This is a genomic window from Rhizobium sp. Leaf341 (assembly GCF_001424325.1).
GTDB lineage: Bacteria > Pseudomonadota > Alphaproteobacteria > Rhizobiales > Rhizobiaceae > Ferranicluibacter.
Map to the genome: position 1 here is coordinate 1 of NZ_LMPE01000015.1, position 13900 is coordinate 13900.

Consider the following 13900-nt stretch of genomic DNA (forward strand, 5'->3'; position numbering starts at 1 on the left):
CATCCTCCTGAAACCATGGCCATTATTGTCCTCGTTGCATTTGAAAATGGAATCTGCCCCGGCTAAACGTACCGATCAGATAAGATAGATTATGGAACAGAACGATATCGATGGCACTGGAATGGACGGCCTCAGGTTCTGCACCGGTGCTGTCGCCACGGGCATTCCTGTGTTGACGCAGCGTCCAAAGCACGGCTAATCGACGGAGGTGTTTCCACGAGCGACGAGATGGGCCCTTGACCGACAGCAATCAGCGTATTCTCCCCGACGCCCATATTCCCGAGCTTCCCGGCCGATACAATGGCAAGGTCCGCGAGAACTACGATCTGGCGGACGGACGACGGATCATCATCGCGACCGACCGGCTGAGTGCGTTCGACGTCGTGCTGACGGCGATCCCGTTCAAGGGCCAGGTTCTCACGCAGACGGCGCGCTACTGGTTCGAACAGACCGCGGATATCTGCCCCAACCACGTGCTCGAATATCCCGATCCCAATGTCGTCGTCGGGACACGGCTCGATATCCTGCCGGTCGAGATCGTCGTGCGCGGTTATCTCGCCGGCACGACCAGCACGTCGATCCTGACGAAATATCGAAACGGCGAGCGGGTCATGTACGGGACCGAGCTTCCCGATGGCATGAAGGACAACGAGAAGCTTCCGACCGCGATCATCACGCCCACGAGCAAGGCGTTCGACGGCGGCCATGACGAACCGCTCTCGGCGGATGAGATCCTGGCGCAGAAGCTTCTGACGCCGGACCAGTGGGAAACGGTCTCGACCTATGCGCTGGCGCTTTTTGAGCGTGGACAGGCGTTGGCCGCCCGACGCGGGCTGATCCTGGTCGATACGAAATACGAGTTCGGCACCGACGCGTCCGGGCGGATCGTGCTGGCCGACGAAATCCACACGCCGGACAGCAGCCGCTACTGGATCGCCGAGAGCTACCCTGAAAGCTTTGCGACAGGCGGCCGTCCAAAGAGCTTCGACAAGGATTTCGTACGAGCCTGGGTGACCGAACGCTGCGATCCTTACAAGGATCCGATTCCAGCCATTCCGGACGCGCTCGTGACACAGACCTCGCGGGTCTATATCGAAGCCTACGAGACGATCACCGGCGAGGCATTCGCGCCGGATCTGCGCGGCGAGAGCGTCCTCGCCCGCATCCGGGAGAACCTCAGGCCTTACTTCGCCGGGTAACGGGTCTCGATCTCCGTCACGATCTGCAAGCCATCATACGCCGGCTCCACATGAGCCGGTGTTTCCGCCATGACGGTATCGTAGTCGAGCGGAACATGCATGTGCGTGAGAACGGCACGTTTCGGCGCGAGGGTTTCGACCCAGGCGAGCGCTTGTCCAAGCGACAGGTGGCTCGGATGATATTCATATTGCAGCGTGTCGAGGATCAGGGTCTGCAGGTTTGCGAGCTTGCCGACCGTCTCCGGCGGGAAATCGGAGACATCCGTGCAGTAGGCGACGTCGCCGATGCGGAAACCCAGGGAGTGGATGGAGCCGTGCATCTGCAGCAGCGGCTCGAAGATTATTGTGCCGCCTTCGCCCTCGACATGGAAAGGTTCGAGCGATGGCGTGATCGGGCAGGCGCGAATGATCGGCGGGTAGTTGCTCCCGGGCGGTGATTCCAGGCAGTAGCGAAATCCCTCGCGGATCCGCGCCAGGGTGAAGGCATCGGCCCAGATCGGCGTCTGGCGGCGATTATGGATCACGAAGCCCCGCAGATCGTCGATGCCGTGCAGATGGTCGGCATGCGAATGGGTGTAGACCACGGCGTCGAGACCCCTCACCCCGGCGGAGATCAGCTGCTCGCGCAGATCGGGCCCTGTGTCGATCAGCACCGTCGTGCGTCCGCCATTCTCCGACACCTGCTCGACCAGCAAGGCAGCACGCAACCTGCGATTTTTCGGATTGCGCGGATCGCACGCCCCCCAATCGCCGGTAATGCGCGGTACCCCGGGCGACGAGCCGCAGCCAAGAATGGTGAAGATCCGTCTTGCTGCCATCGACGCCACCGGTTCAGGATCGTGGCATCTTGGAGAAGACGCGATGGGCGTTTTCGGTGGTCACCGCCGCGATCTCTTCAAGGGAAAGGCCGAGGGTTTCCCCGAGAACCTGAGCCGTATGCGCGACATAGGCCGGCTCGTTGCGCTTGCCGCGGAAGGGTTTGGGCGCAAGATAGGGCGCGTCCGTTTCGACGAGCAGCCGATCGTGCGGCACTGCGCGGGCGATCGTTCGCAGATCCTCGGATTTCGGAAAGGTCAGAATGCCGGAGAAGGAGATATAGCCGCCGAGGTCCACGCCGATGCGCGCGAGTTCCGCCCCGGACGAAAAACAGTGGAGAATGAAGGGGAAGGCCCCCTTCCCTGTCTCTGTCGTCAGGATGTCGGCCATATCGTCGTCTGCCGATCGGCTGTGGATCACGAGCGGAAGGCCCGTTTCCCGCGCGGCGGCGATGTGACGAAGCAGGCCCGTCTTCTGATCGTCCGGTTTCTGCGTGTCGTAGAAATAATCAAGACCGGCCTCGCCGATGGCGACCACCTTCGGATGGGCCGAGAGCCGGACAAGATCCTCCGTCGTGACGTCGAGCTCCTCGTCCGCGTTGTTCGGATGCGTTCCAACCGAGCAGAACACCTGGTCGTACCGTTCGGCGACCGCGAGGATCGTCTCGAAGCGTTTGACGCGCGTACAGATGGTGACCAACTTGTACACGCCGATGTCCGCCGCCCGCGCAACGATGTCGTCCCGCTCGGCCTCGAAATCCGGGAAGTCGAGGTGGCAATGCGTGTCGATCAACAAGGGAGACGCCACGATCAAACCTCGGGTGCGACGTAGCGCGGAAAGACCGGCTTCGGAGCTTCGAGCGGCGTTCCCGACGCGAGGCGTCCGGCGGCTCCCAGAAACGCAAAGCTGCGACGGTCGTCCGGAACAGCGACGAGGTCGAGAAGCTTGGCCGCAGAACCCGGCATGAAGGGCTGCAGCAGGATCGCCACCTGGCGGACGACGTCCGCGGTTACGTAGAGCACCGTTCCCATGCGTGCCGGATCCGTCTTTTTCAGTGCCCAAGGCTCCTGCCCGGCGAAATAGCGATCGGCTTCCGACACCACGGCGATGATCGAGGCCAGCACCTTGTGAATGGCGAGCGCATCCATGTCGACACGGGTCGACGCGTGCAGCGCGTCAGCTGCAGCCAGCATCGCCGTGTCTGCATCGCTTAGGGGTCCGCAGGTCGGAATGGCGCCATCGCAATTCTTGACGATCATCGACAGCGAGCGGCTCGCCAGATTGCCGATCCCGTTGGCAAGGTCGGAATTGATCCGGGTGGCGATGGCTTCCTCGCTGTAGCTTCCATCCTGCCCGAACGAGACTTCGCGCATGAAGAAATACCGGATCTGGTCGAGACCGAAATGATCGATCAGATTCACGGGATCGACCACGTTGCCGAGCGACTTCGACATCTTCTCGCCCTTGTTGAGCAGGAAGCCGTGGGCGAAGACCTTTTTCGGCAGTGGCAGGCCTGCCGACATCAGGAAGGCGGGCCAGTAGACGGCGTGGAAGCGAATGATGTCCTTGCCGATCATGTGGATGCTTGCAGGCCAGTATTTGGCGCGGGGCCCCGCCGGGTCCGTCAGGGCACCCGTGGCCGTAATGTAGTTCGTCAGGGCATCAACCCAGACATACATGACATGCGCCGGGTCACCCGGCACGGGGATGCCCCAGTCGAAGGTGGTGCGTGACATGGAGAGGTCCTTCAGACCGGACTTCACGAACGAGATCACCTCGTTGCGGCGTTCGGCCGGACCGATGAAATCCGGGTTGTCCTCGTAATGCTGCAGCAGCCGGTCCTGATAGGCGGAGAGCCGGAAGAAATAGCTCGCCTCTTCGACCCATTCCACCGGCGTTCCCTGTGGGCCATAGCGCACGCCGTCGGCGCGCACCTCGGTTTCGCTCTCCTGATAATAGGCTTCGTCGCGCACGGAGTACCAACCGGAATAGGCATCCTTGTACAGGTCGCCGGCGTCCGCCATCCTGTTCCAGATAACCTTCACCGCCTCGTGGTGGCGAGCCTCGGTCGTGCGGATATAGTCGTCGTTGGAGCCTTCGAGACGCTTCACCATCGCCTGGAACTCGGCGGCGTTGCGATCGGCAAGTTCCTGCGGTGTCAGGCCTTCCCGACGCGCCGTCTGCTGCATCTTCTGCCCGTGCTCGTCCGTTCCCGTCAGAAAGAAGACATCGCGCCCATCGAGTCGCTCAAACCGCGCAACGACGTCGGTCGCGATCAGCTCGTAGGCATGGCCGATATGCGGCCGGCCGTTCGGATAGGCGATGGCGGTGGTGATGTAGAAGGGGGACGTGTCGGTCATGGGCGGGACTTCTGCAGGTCGAGGTATCGGGCGCGGGGCGTGGATCGTCCTTAAACCAATCCCGGAGCCGAGGGAATGCAAGAGGCGGAAAAACGGGTCCCTCTCCGCAAGGGATCTGTGGTTCTCGGGACCGGACGGCCTAGGCCGCCGTTCCTGCCGCCCTCAGATCATCGAGAATGGACAGGACTGTCTGCTTCCGATCGAGATTGTAGGCCTGAGCCACCGTCAGGCGCTCGGACAGATCCGAGGACAACCGCGCAAAGCGTTCGGCGCTGGCAAGGTCCCCGGCGAGCCCGGCCGCCCTCGCCTGCGTGGTGACATGCCGCGCCACCAATGTCGCAAAGAAGTCGAAGATCGTGTCGCTGTCCTTGGCGGCGAGCACATCGCCCAACTTGTGCATCTCGCGCCGGGCCGGTGCATCGTCGGGATGCGCGAGCATGTGGTCGAACGCGTCGATGATGTCGAGCCCGCCGTAGTGGACGAGCTTCAGGGCCTCGGAGACGCTGCCTTTGGCCGCAGCGAGCACCCTTGAGCCGAGCTCTCCTTCGAGCCGGATATCGAGATGCGACAGCGCCTTGATCATGTGCGCATCGGTCAGCGGCTTCAAGGTCAGCGGCAGACAGCGCGATCGGATCGTCGGCAGGAGGCGACCCGGCGCGTGGCTGAGGACAAGGAACATCGAGCGTTTCGGGGGCTCCTCGAGAATCTTCAGAATCGCATTCGCCGCGTTCCGATTGAGGTCGTCGGCCGGATCGATGATGACGATGCGCCAGTTTCCGGTGCCCGATGTCTGGGAGAAGAAACGCCCTGCCCGCCGCACCTCGTCCACGGTGATCGCGCTTTTCACCTTGCCGGTCTTTTCGTCGACGGGACGCGCGAGATGCAGGACATTGTGGGACGATCCCGCCGCAATCTGCCGGCTGACCACGGATCCGCGATCGGGATCGGCGATCACGGTCGGCGCATCGGCAGGCTCCGGATGGCTGAGGACATGGTTGGCGAAGCGAAAGGCAAGTGTTGCCTTGCCGATCCCTTCCGGCCCCTCGATGAGGATGGCGTGATGGGCTTTGCCCGACCGGTAGCCGGCCGCCAGGAAAGCCTGGGCCTCTTCATGCCCAAAGAGCACGGTGTTGTCGGACGGCGCAATGGCGCCCTCCAGAGCATCGGACCGTCCCTCGCTCATGCTCTTTCCTTTCGCGCCTGCCGCTCGGAGATCAGGGCCTGAACGGCCGCCAGCACGTCGCCGGCAATCACGTCGATCGGGCGCGATGCATCGACGATGCGGCACCGCTCGGGATTGCGTGCCGCGATGTCGCGGAAGGCTTCCCGGCGTTTCTCGTGCGTTTCCAGTTCCTCTTTCTCAAAACGGTCCGGCACGGCTTTTAGGCTCTCTGCAGACTGGTTCGCCCGTTCCCGCGCGCGCGCGAGGCCTTGGGCGGCCGGCATGTCGAGGATGATGGTCATGTCCGGACGCAGACCGTTGATCGCGACGCGTTCCAGCCCGTCGATCAACGGTTCCGGCAGATTTCCCGTGATCCCCTGATACACGCGTGACGAGTCCATGAAGCGATCGCAGAGAACGATCTGCCCGTCATCCAGCGCCGGCCGGATCACGGTTTCCACGTGGTCGCTGCGTGCAGCGGCAAAAAGCAGCGCCTCCATGCGAACCCCGTAGGATTCGGCAGCCCCGGACAGGATGACGTGCCGCACCGCTTCTGCCCCCGCAGACCCTCCAGGTTCGCGGGTGATGAGAACGTCATGCCCTTGCGTTTTGAGGGCATCGGCCAGCCGGCGGATCTGGGTGGATTTGCCCACCCCCTCACCGCCTTCGAATGTCACGAACACTGCGTCTGCCGCCAAGATACATCGCCCTCTGTCGTCCGGAAGACGCCGGTTTCGCCCTGCGTCCTGCCGACGCGGTCATCCGGTCCGACGTCCCGCTCAGCTCCGTTGCAGTAGACCATTGCGCAGCGTCTGAAAACCGGCAGCGCGGAAAACGCGCGACGTGACGGCGCGCTTCAGACGCCGTATTCGCTGATCAGAGCCAGAAGAACAGAAGCTCCTGGAGCGCGTCGGCCGCGCGGCTCGTCAGCGTGCCCGCCTCGACGGAGGTCGCGGCCTTCAGGGGTACCTCGCGCAGGAGGTGGTCGCCGTTCCAGATTCGCAGCGTGGCGGCGACATCGCCGGCGCGCACGGGAACCGCCAGGGGCCAGCGATACACAACGCGTGCCGACAGCTTGGGTGGCGTCTTCACCGGGAGGAGGATATCGACCGGTCCGGCGGTGACCAGTCCCACCGTGGCAAGGTTGCCGCCATACACGCTTGCTTCGGCAACCTGCTCACCGGCTGCAAAGAGGCGTTTCTCGGAAAACTGCGTCATCGCCCAGTCGAAAACGCGCTTCGCCTCGGCGACCCGTTCCTTGTCCGTCGCAAGCCCGTTCAACGCCAGGTCGACCCGCCGGCCACCCTGTTCCATCGAAGCGACAATGCCGTAGCCATAGCCCTCGGCAAAGCCGGTGACATAACCGTCCACGCCGATCTCGGCCGACAACAGCGGATTGCGGTTTCTCTGGCGGATCTTGTTCCATTCGAACTCCGGCTGCCGGAAGAGCGCGACGTCGTCCGGATAGGCGGAACGCAGATGCCGTGCGAGGGTGACGAGATCCCGCATCGTTGTCAGATTGCCTGCCGCCGGGAGACCCGTCGGATTGGCGAAGGTCGATGCCTTCAATCCGATGTCGCGCGCCCGTGCCGTCATGCGTTCGGCGAACTGGTCTTCGCTGCCCGTCATGCCTTCGGCCAGAATGATGCAGGCATCATTGGCGTATTGCACGATGACGCCCTGCAGAAGATCGGCGACGGATACGCTCGACTTCAAGGCCGCAAACATCGTGGAGGTGCCGGAGGGGGCCCCGCCCGTCCGCCAGGCATGTTCGCTGACCGGAAAAAGCGTTTGACGCGACAGGCTCCCATCCTTGAGCGCAGACAGCACGAGCTCCACGGTCATCAATTTGGCCATGGATGCGGGCGGCACGGGTTCGTCGGCGGCCTTCGCCAGAAGGATCGTGTCGGTCAGGGCGTCGATCACCAGGGCTTGGCGGGCCTTGGTTTCAAACTCCTGCGCCTGCGACGGGGTGCCGAGCAACGCATGGACCATCGCGATTGCGAGCACACCGCCCCGCTTCAGCCGTTGCACGGAGCACCCTCCACGCCGGCGCAGACCATACGCCGCCTAGCGGGCGTTGCGTTTGGCATGGGCCACGATCGCGGATGACGTAAGAGCGTGCGGATCGACCATGATCGCGTCGAAGGCCGCTTCCGATGGGCTCACACGTGCCTCGACATAGGCGGCCGCATAGAGGACGCCGTTGCCCGGACGGCCGACATTGCCGGGACGCTCTGCCGGGATCGGGCCGATGTCCGGCAACGTCACGAAAGCCTCGAGCGCCTCCATGGCACCCGGTGCCCGGAGAACGTGCTCCGGCTCGGCGAGCGCCGTCATCGACGAGTCCCGATCGAGCGAAGAAACGGCAGACGGTGCCGGGCGTGTGCGCCCTGTTTGCTGCGATGATGCCTGCTGCGATGATGCCTGAGACGGAACGGGAGCAGAGCCGAGTCCAGCCGACCCGAACGTGCGCACCTGCCGCGCGAGCGGCTCGTTCGAGGCGACCATGACGCCGGACGCGATCTGTCCCTCGGGCGCGATGCCGGGAACGCGGCTTCCCTTCGGCGCGTAGGATGCCATGAGATACGGCATGTCGTTGCCCTCGAGCGGCGCGCGACCGACATACTGGACGCGAACCTGCGCGCTGCCCTTGCGCTTGATGTCGAGCAGATCGGCCGTCTTCGAGGAAACGTCAATGATCCGTCCGAACTCGTAAGGACCGCGATCGTTGACACGGACGATCACGGAAGAGCCGTTCTCGACATTTGTCACGCGGGCATAGCTGGGCAGCGGGAACGTCGGGTGAGCGGCGGACAGGTGCGCCGTGTCGTAGACTTCGCCGTTCGCGGTCAGGCGTCCGTGGAAGGCAGATCCATACCAGGAGGAGATGCCGACCTTGTTGTAGCTGAAATCCTCTTTCGGCGTGTACCAGGTATCCTTGACCTTATAGGGCTTGCCGACCTGGTAGCGCCCACCGCCTTTCGGGATGTTCTTGCCGTCGGCGACGCGGGGGCTCGCCTTGACGCCATAGACCGACTCCGGAAAATACTCTTTGCTGCGCTTTTTCGGGGCATTGACCTGCCCTGTGGTCCCACAGGATGTCAGCACCAGACAAATGGCCGGAACGGCCACAAAGCCTGCGCTTTTCGCGAGAAGACGAGCATAATGTCTGAAAGTCATGTGTCCCATTGCCGCTGTCTGACGAACCGATACCCCTACCCCCGTAGGTGGACCGATCGTACCAAAAAGATACAGTCGTCAAAAATGACAGCAACATGGCGTAAATGCGAACGCCACAGCAGTGATGCGGACGGAATTGATGTTTATGGTTAATACTTGGTTAATTGGCGCAAGGGACGATATCAGCAGACATATTCAATGATCGTATAGGTAACGCCGACGATGCGACCGCCGGGATCGCGCACGAAGGAGGGAATATACTGTTCTTCCGGCGGCACGCAGACCTCGGCCCGCTGTTCATAGGCCTCGCCGTTCACAGGCGTCGCGAACGAGAGGCCCGCCAACGCGATTTCATCATAATCCTTTGCCCCCGGAGTGCCGAGTGCAGCAACGGCCGGCTGCGACAAAGCAACACCAAGAACGAGAGCCGAGATCGTCAAGACGTTCCGCATTGCTCATCTCCATCGTTACGATTGATCTACTCGCTGGAACCCGCCCGACTGATTTTTGTTCCATGGACCGCCACGAGCGCTCGCGCCGCGCGGTCCGCGCGCATGACATTGCCGAGACCCAGCGCGAAGCCGAGTTGACGATCCCGCCGTGAGCCGCTAATCCGGTGAAACCCTCGCATGCGCGCATCCGGAAGAGTGTCCGAGTGGTTTAAGGAACCGGTCTTGAAAACCGGCGTGCGGGAGACCGTACCGTGGGTTCGAATCCCACCTCTTCCGCCACAAGCCTATGTTATAGCTTATCAAAATTGGTTGACGAATTTCGCCGCCTTGGCTGGACCCGCTGCAACATTGTCAACATATCCTGCAAGAGTGCTGCAACTGCAGACGTGTTACAAAATATTCGGTTCACTGTTGTAGGTAAGAATTGGCGTTCGACCTATGCATTGAACGCTACGAGCCTGGAAAAGCCGGAGGTTTTGGGCTGGAACCCTACCGCGGCTTTTTGGAGATTGTTCAGTGATAGCGAACGCACGCCATGAAATTTTGATGGCAGCGGAAACGATCCCTCGGGTCTGGCAACGGCTTTATTCGGGTTCCAGACGCGCTATGCTGAGGCCCGCCGAAAGGCGTCGGAAGCGCAACCATTATACCCGACCGAGTGACGCCGGCGTTAGAGTGGTTCGCGGAGGGGTCGCGGTCATCTTCATCAAGCGTGGCGGGCAGCCCTGAGGGCGTCATGTTCACAGATCACCCGCGCGACGCATCCTCTTGGCAGACCTAGGCCTCCGAAATCTCCGAACCTCTTCGGGCGACCCAACGCTACGCGACAGGTGCGGCTTAGGACGGAGACCGTCGTCCTAATTTTTTCGGGGCCATTCCTGCATCGGTTTCGAAAGGCTTGACCGACAGACGGACGCAGTGGCGCCCCTTCCGCGATCCTGTGGCTGCTGGTCCCAAGAAAAGTTGGAAAAGCAGGCCCCTCCTCTTGCGCTTCGTCTGGGATGATTCTAAACGCTGGCCACGGCTCGTTGATCGACCCTAAGAGGCCTCGTGGCGGAGTGGTGACGCAGAGGACTGCAAATCCTTGCACCCCGGTTCAATTCCGGGCGAGGCCTCCATTCTCACCCGCTTCTCCCCTATCTGTCTGATCAAGCAACCTGTTTTCCACAGGCGCGGCAATCTTGAGGTTCAGCGGTTACCCTGGCGAGCTCCGGTTGGCTGATGTCGCTCTCCCGGTGAACGTCGTGTTGCGCAGTGGCGTAGCCCCAAGGCCGCACCTTGATCAACCTAGCCATTTGAAGCTTCATGATGACGGAGATACTTATCCCGAGCAACATCGTCCAGGGCGAGCACTGCATATGGCGGTGATGGGGAGTGGACGGATGTTTCGACTTCTGTCAGAAGGACCTCGGACGCGACTGCCGCTGGTTCTAGAGCGGGGTCGGGCGACAGATTGACGTCACGTCGCTGCCACGAGGTTACGGCGGCCGTCCAAATTTTCCAATGGTAACGACAGAGCCGTCGCCTCAGGCAGCTGCGGCCGCCGTGACGAGGGTGCGCCTCTCTCCCCTTTGCCGTTCAGTGCATCTTTCCCGCATCATCGCCTTGAAATCCCTAGGGATCACTCCGCGTAGGTTACACGCCGTTAAATCGGTGGCAGGCGTCAGATTCCCGTTGAACCCGCTTAAGCCATCGCTATTCTTCATTTAGCGTCCACGAACGGACGCCACAGAGATTCCTTGGGGGGATAAACACAATGTTGACACTGGCACGGCTGACAGGCGCGCTTGTTTTGGGCACGATTTTGATGTCCGGAACGGCACAAGCGGAAGATCTCGTCTTCTCGCTCAAAAACGGCACGCAATCCGTCCTCACGCGGTTCTACACGTCGCCCGTCGGCGTCAGCGAATGGGAAGGTGACGTATTCGGCGAGCAGGTTCTCAATCCGGGCGAGACCATCGAACTGACGATCGCAGATGGTCGCGATGTTTGCGATTATGACATGCGGTTCGAGTTCGAAGAGGGATCGAACCTCGCAACGACGGAAGACAAACAGAACCTCTGCGAGATGGGATCCTACACGATCCACGAGTGACCGAGGTCTGGTCGCGCCGCGCCATGCTTGCGCGGCCTTTCCGGCACTCCGGAGCAGCCTGGCGTCTCTGTTAGAGGGAGCTGGCTGCTCCGACGGTGGTCATCGGGACACTGTTGCCAAGGTCGTTGTTGGCATATTTGATCACGAGGATACTGAGGACGGATGCAAGCATCCCGACGAAAATCATTCTCATAGACATGATCCTTTGCGCAAAAGCGCGGAAAAAGTGGGGCCGCGAGGTCGGCCTTCTCAGTCGAAATCACCGATCCGACCGTGCTGTTCCAGAACGACGGATGGCTCGCACTCTCCGATCGCCACGCGTCCGCGCCTGGAGAGGGCAATCGTCCCGGCGTGCGTTTCCGCCAGCCGACCCGCCAACTGCCGTGCAGCGTCGGCACTTTCGGCCATGATCGGTTCGCGTGACTGAGAGACCTCGCCCTCGTTCACATCGAAGACCAGGACTTCAAAACTTTCCGTTGTTCCCGGCATCTCGGTCTCCGCAGCATTCGGACGGTTAACGCGGCCGCCTGCAACCGGTTCCACAGTCCCGTCACACGACTCAATCGATAGGAGAACGGCACTGTCGCTCGGCGACAGGCTTTGGCCACCACGTACCGAAACGCAACTGCTAGCCTGATCCCGTGGAACGTTCATACGACCAAGGACGCGAGACGAAACCGCACGCACAACATCACGCGCGCGCTTTCGCGACACGACGACCGGGAGCGAACCCATCGCACCAGCGGCCATCTTGCTCGGTCAGCGATACCGGTCGCCGATTTCTGTCCGACGTGGTGCGGTCAGGTGTGCGTGGATTTTACTGATAGCGGCGAATCAAGCCGACAAGCTTTCCTTGAACCTTGACACGGTCCGGTCCGAAAATGCGGGTCTCATAGGCGGGATTTGCTGCTTCCAGGGCCACGGACGCTCCTTTGCGTCGGAAGCGCTTCAAGGTCGCCTCTTCGTCATCGACCAGCGCAACGACGATCTCACCGGGGCTCGCGCTGTTGGCGTTCCGAATGATCACGGTGTCGCCATCGAGAATACCGGCATCCACCATGGAGTCCCCGCGGACCTCCAGGGCGTAATGTTCGCCGCTGCCCAGCATGAAGGCGGGTACGGCAATGTCATGCGTGTTGTTCTGAATGGCGGAGATCGGAACCCCCGCCGCGATGCGGCCCATGACAGGAACCGATACGCTGTTGTCGTTTCCCACCGCCAACGGCGGCGTCAGCGGTGTCTCCGAAGCGGGAGCCGGACGGCTTCCCTGGATGACGCTGGGCGTAAAGCCGCGCTTCGGCGGAGTGGACGCGAGATAGGCGTCCGGCAATTTGATCACCTCCAGCGCGCGCGCCCTGTTCGGCAGACGCCGGATGAAACCCCGCTCCTCGAGCGCCGTGATGAGACGATGGATGCCGGACTTGGATGCCAGCTCGAGGGCATCCTTCATCTCGTCGAACGACGGCGGGACACCCGATTCCTTCATGCGCTCATGAATGAAAATCAGCAATTCTTGTTGCTTGCGGGTCAGCATGATCAATCGACTCCAGAGTCACGAAACAAAGCAAGAACAGTGTTATATGTTCCTCATGTGTTCTGCAAGTCCCATTCCGCCTAACTCAACTGTCGTCGGCTCGCTTCCCGCTATTTCCATCAGCTTTTTTCTTGGTTTGGAGGCGCTTCTGGCACGATACGATCTCTCGATCGCGCAGAGGCCAAGCATCATACAGAAACGCCGTCGCGAAGACATTCGCAACGGCGAAAACTGTTCGATCGTGATAATCGGAAACGGAATCAGAACGGAATATCGTCGTCCAGATCCCGCGAGAAACCACCGCTAGATCCGCCGGCACCCCCGCCGGACCGGCCGCTGGAAGACGACGCCGGACGGTCGTAGTCGTCGCCATAGTTCGGGCCGCTGCTGCCGCCGTAATCGGCGCCACCGCGGCTTCCGCCGCCTCCACCGCCGCCGCCGCCGTCACGTCCGTCCAGCATGGTCAGCGTCGAATTGAAGCCCTGGAGCACCACTTCGGTGGAATAACGGTCGTTGCCGTCCTTGTCCTGCCACTTGCGTGTCTGCAACGCGCCTTCGAGGTAAAGCTTCGCGCCCTTCTTCACATACTGTTCGACGACTTTGCAGAGACCCTCGTTGAAGACGACAACCGTGTGCCATTCGGTCTTCTCGCGCCGCTCGCCGGAATTCCTGTCCCGCCAGCTTTCGGAGGTGGCGATGCGCAGGTTGGCAATCGGCTTGCCGTCCTGCGTCCGCCGGATTTCCGGGTCCGCACCGACATTTCCGATGAGGATCACCTTGTTTACGCTACCAGCCATCTCTTTGTCCTGTCTCCTGAACGCGGCTCGACCATCCGCAGTGTGCCGGAAGCCTACGCTTTTCGACGTGGCTTTTCGCCCCCGGCCGGCGGCAATCCACAGTTTGCAAATTTGTTCTTTATTTGTTCTAGGTGTTCGCTATGATCCTGTCAATCGAGCGACGCGCCAGACGGGTCGTGCGGGTTCGCAAGACGGACCGCGCGTTCCCTTCCGGCCGCCATCCGTCCGGCGGATTGCTTCAGCGTGGAATTTCGGTTTCGCGCGACGCCGGCTCGACATATGAAGTATCGATCTTAAGTAAT

General features: G+C 61.6%; 13 protein-coding genes and 2 tRNA genes. 4 read left to right on the forward strand and 11 right to left on the reverse strand.

Annotated elements, in window-relative coordinates; translation table 11 throughout:
- The first annotated feature begins 236 nt into the window (after positions 1-236).
- Entirely contained in the window at positions 237-1199 is a 963-nt protein-coding gene (locus ASG03_RS14940) for a phosphoribosylaminoimidazolesuccinocarboxamide synthase (protein WP_062694258.1), read from the forward strand.
- Here ASG03_RS14940 and ASG03_RS14945 read toward each other — a convergent pair.
- The 8 genes from ASG03_RS14945 to ASG03_RS14980 all read right to left on the reverse strand — a co-directional run bounded on the left by ASG03_RS14945 (position 1184) and on the right by ASG03_RS14980 (position 9172).
- Positions 1184-2017, reverse strand: coding sequence for an MBL fold metallo-hydrolase (locus ASG03_RS14945; protein ID WP_062694259.1), 834 nt, complete (start codon positions 2015-2017; stop codon positions 1184-1186). The two genes, ASG03_RS14940 and ASG03_RS14945, sit on opposite strands and share 16 nt — an antisense overlap.
- 13 nt (positions 2018-2030) lie before the next feature.
- A complete protein-coding gene (locus ASG03_RS14950) occupies positions 2031-2810 on the reverse strand; it encodes a TatD family hydrolase (protein WP_062695199.1) in 780 nt (259 codons plus the stop codon).
- Positions 2811-2824: 14 nt separating this feature from the next.
- Positions 2825-4375 carry a methionine--tRNA ligase gene (gene metG / locus ASG03_RS14955; protein ID WP_062694261.1) on the reverse strand — a complete coding sequence of 517 codons (1551 nt, stop codon included), beginning with the start codon at positions 4373-4375 and terminating at the stop codon, positions 2825-2827.
- 139 nt (positions 4376-4514) lie between these two features.
- On the reverse strand, positions 4515-5558 hold the full coding sequence (locus tag ASG03_RS14960) for a DNA polymerase III subunit delta' (RefSeq protein WP_062694264.1): 1044 nt from the start codon (positions 5556-5558) through the stop codon (positions 4515-4517).
- Positions 5555-6238, reverse strand: a complete 684-nt coding sequence (tmk, locus tag ASG03_RS14965) for a dTMP kinase (RefSeq protein WP_443216633.1) — start codon at positions 6236-6238, stop codon at positions 5555-5557. Before tmk ends, ASG03_RS14960 begins: the two co-directional genes overlap by 4 nt.
- 175 nt (positions 6239-6413) lie before the next feature.
- On the reverse strand, positions 6414-7532 hold the full coding sequence (locus ASG03_RS14970; RefSeq protein WP_062695201.1) for a D-alanyl-D-alanine carboxypeptidase family protein: 1119 nt from the start codon (positions 7530-7532) through the stop codon (positions 6414-6416).
- A gap of 75 nt (positions 7533-7607) precedes the next feature.
- Positions 7608-8720, reverse strand: a complete 1113-nt coding sequence (locus ASG03_RS14975) for a septal ring lytic transglycosylase RlpA family protein (protein ID WP_062473296.1) — start codon at positions 8718-8720, stop codon at positions 7608-7610.
- 182 nt (positions 8721-8902) lie between these two features.
- Positions 8903-9172 carry a hypothetical protein gene (locus tag ASG03_RS14980; protein ID WP_062694268.1) on the reverse strand — a complete coding sequence of 90 codons (270 nt, stop codon included), beginning with the start codon at positions 9170-9172 and terminating at the stop codon, positions 8903-8905.
- A gap of 189 nt (positions 9173-9361) precedes the next feature.
- Between ASG03_RS14980 and ASG03_RS14985 the strand changes: the two genes are divergently transcribed.
- The 3 genes from ASG03_RS14985 (at position 9362) to ASG03_RS15000 (ending at position 11267) form a co-directional block, all read left to right on the forward strand.
- Positions 9362-9451 (forward strand) — tRNA-Ser (locus ASG03_RS14985).
- Between the two features lie 765 nt (positions 9452-10216).
- A tRNA-Cys gene (locus tag ASG03_RS14990) sits at positions 10217-10290 on the forward strand.
- Positions 10291-10979: 689 nt separating this feature from the next.
- Positions 10980-11267, forward strand: a complete 288-nt coding sequence (locus ASG03_RS15000; protein ID WP_156381869.1) for a hypothetical protein — start codon at positions 10980-10982, stop codon at positions 11265-11267.
- Positions 11268-11516: 249 nt separating this feature from the next.
- On the opposite strand, the gene ASG03_RS15005 is transcribed toward ASG03_RS15000, so the two are convergent.
- The 3 genes from ASG03_RS15005 to ASG03_RS15015 form a co-directional block, all read right to left on the reverse strand.
- Complete coding sequence (locus ASG03_RS15005; RefSeq protein ID WP_062694274.1) at positions 11517-11756, reverse strand: hypothetical protein; 240 nt, start codon at positions 11754-11756, stop codon at positions 11517-11519.
- A gap of 328 nt (positions 11757-12084) precedes the next feature.
- On the reverse strand, positions 12085-12801 hold the full coding sequence (gene lexA, locus ASG03_RS15010; RefSeq protein ID WP_062694276.1) for a transcriptional repressor LexA: 717 nt from the start codon (positions 12799-12801) through the stop codon (positions 12085-12087).
- A gap of 260 nt (positions 12802-13061) precedes the next feature.
- Positions 13062-13598: a single-stranded DNA-binding protein gene (locus ASG03_RS15015; protein WP_062694279.1), complete on the reverse strand. Its 537-nt coding sequence runs from the start codon at positions 13596-13598 to the stop codon at positions 13062-13064.
- Positions 13599-13900 lie beyond the last annotated feature (302 nt).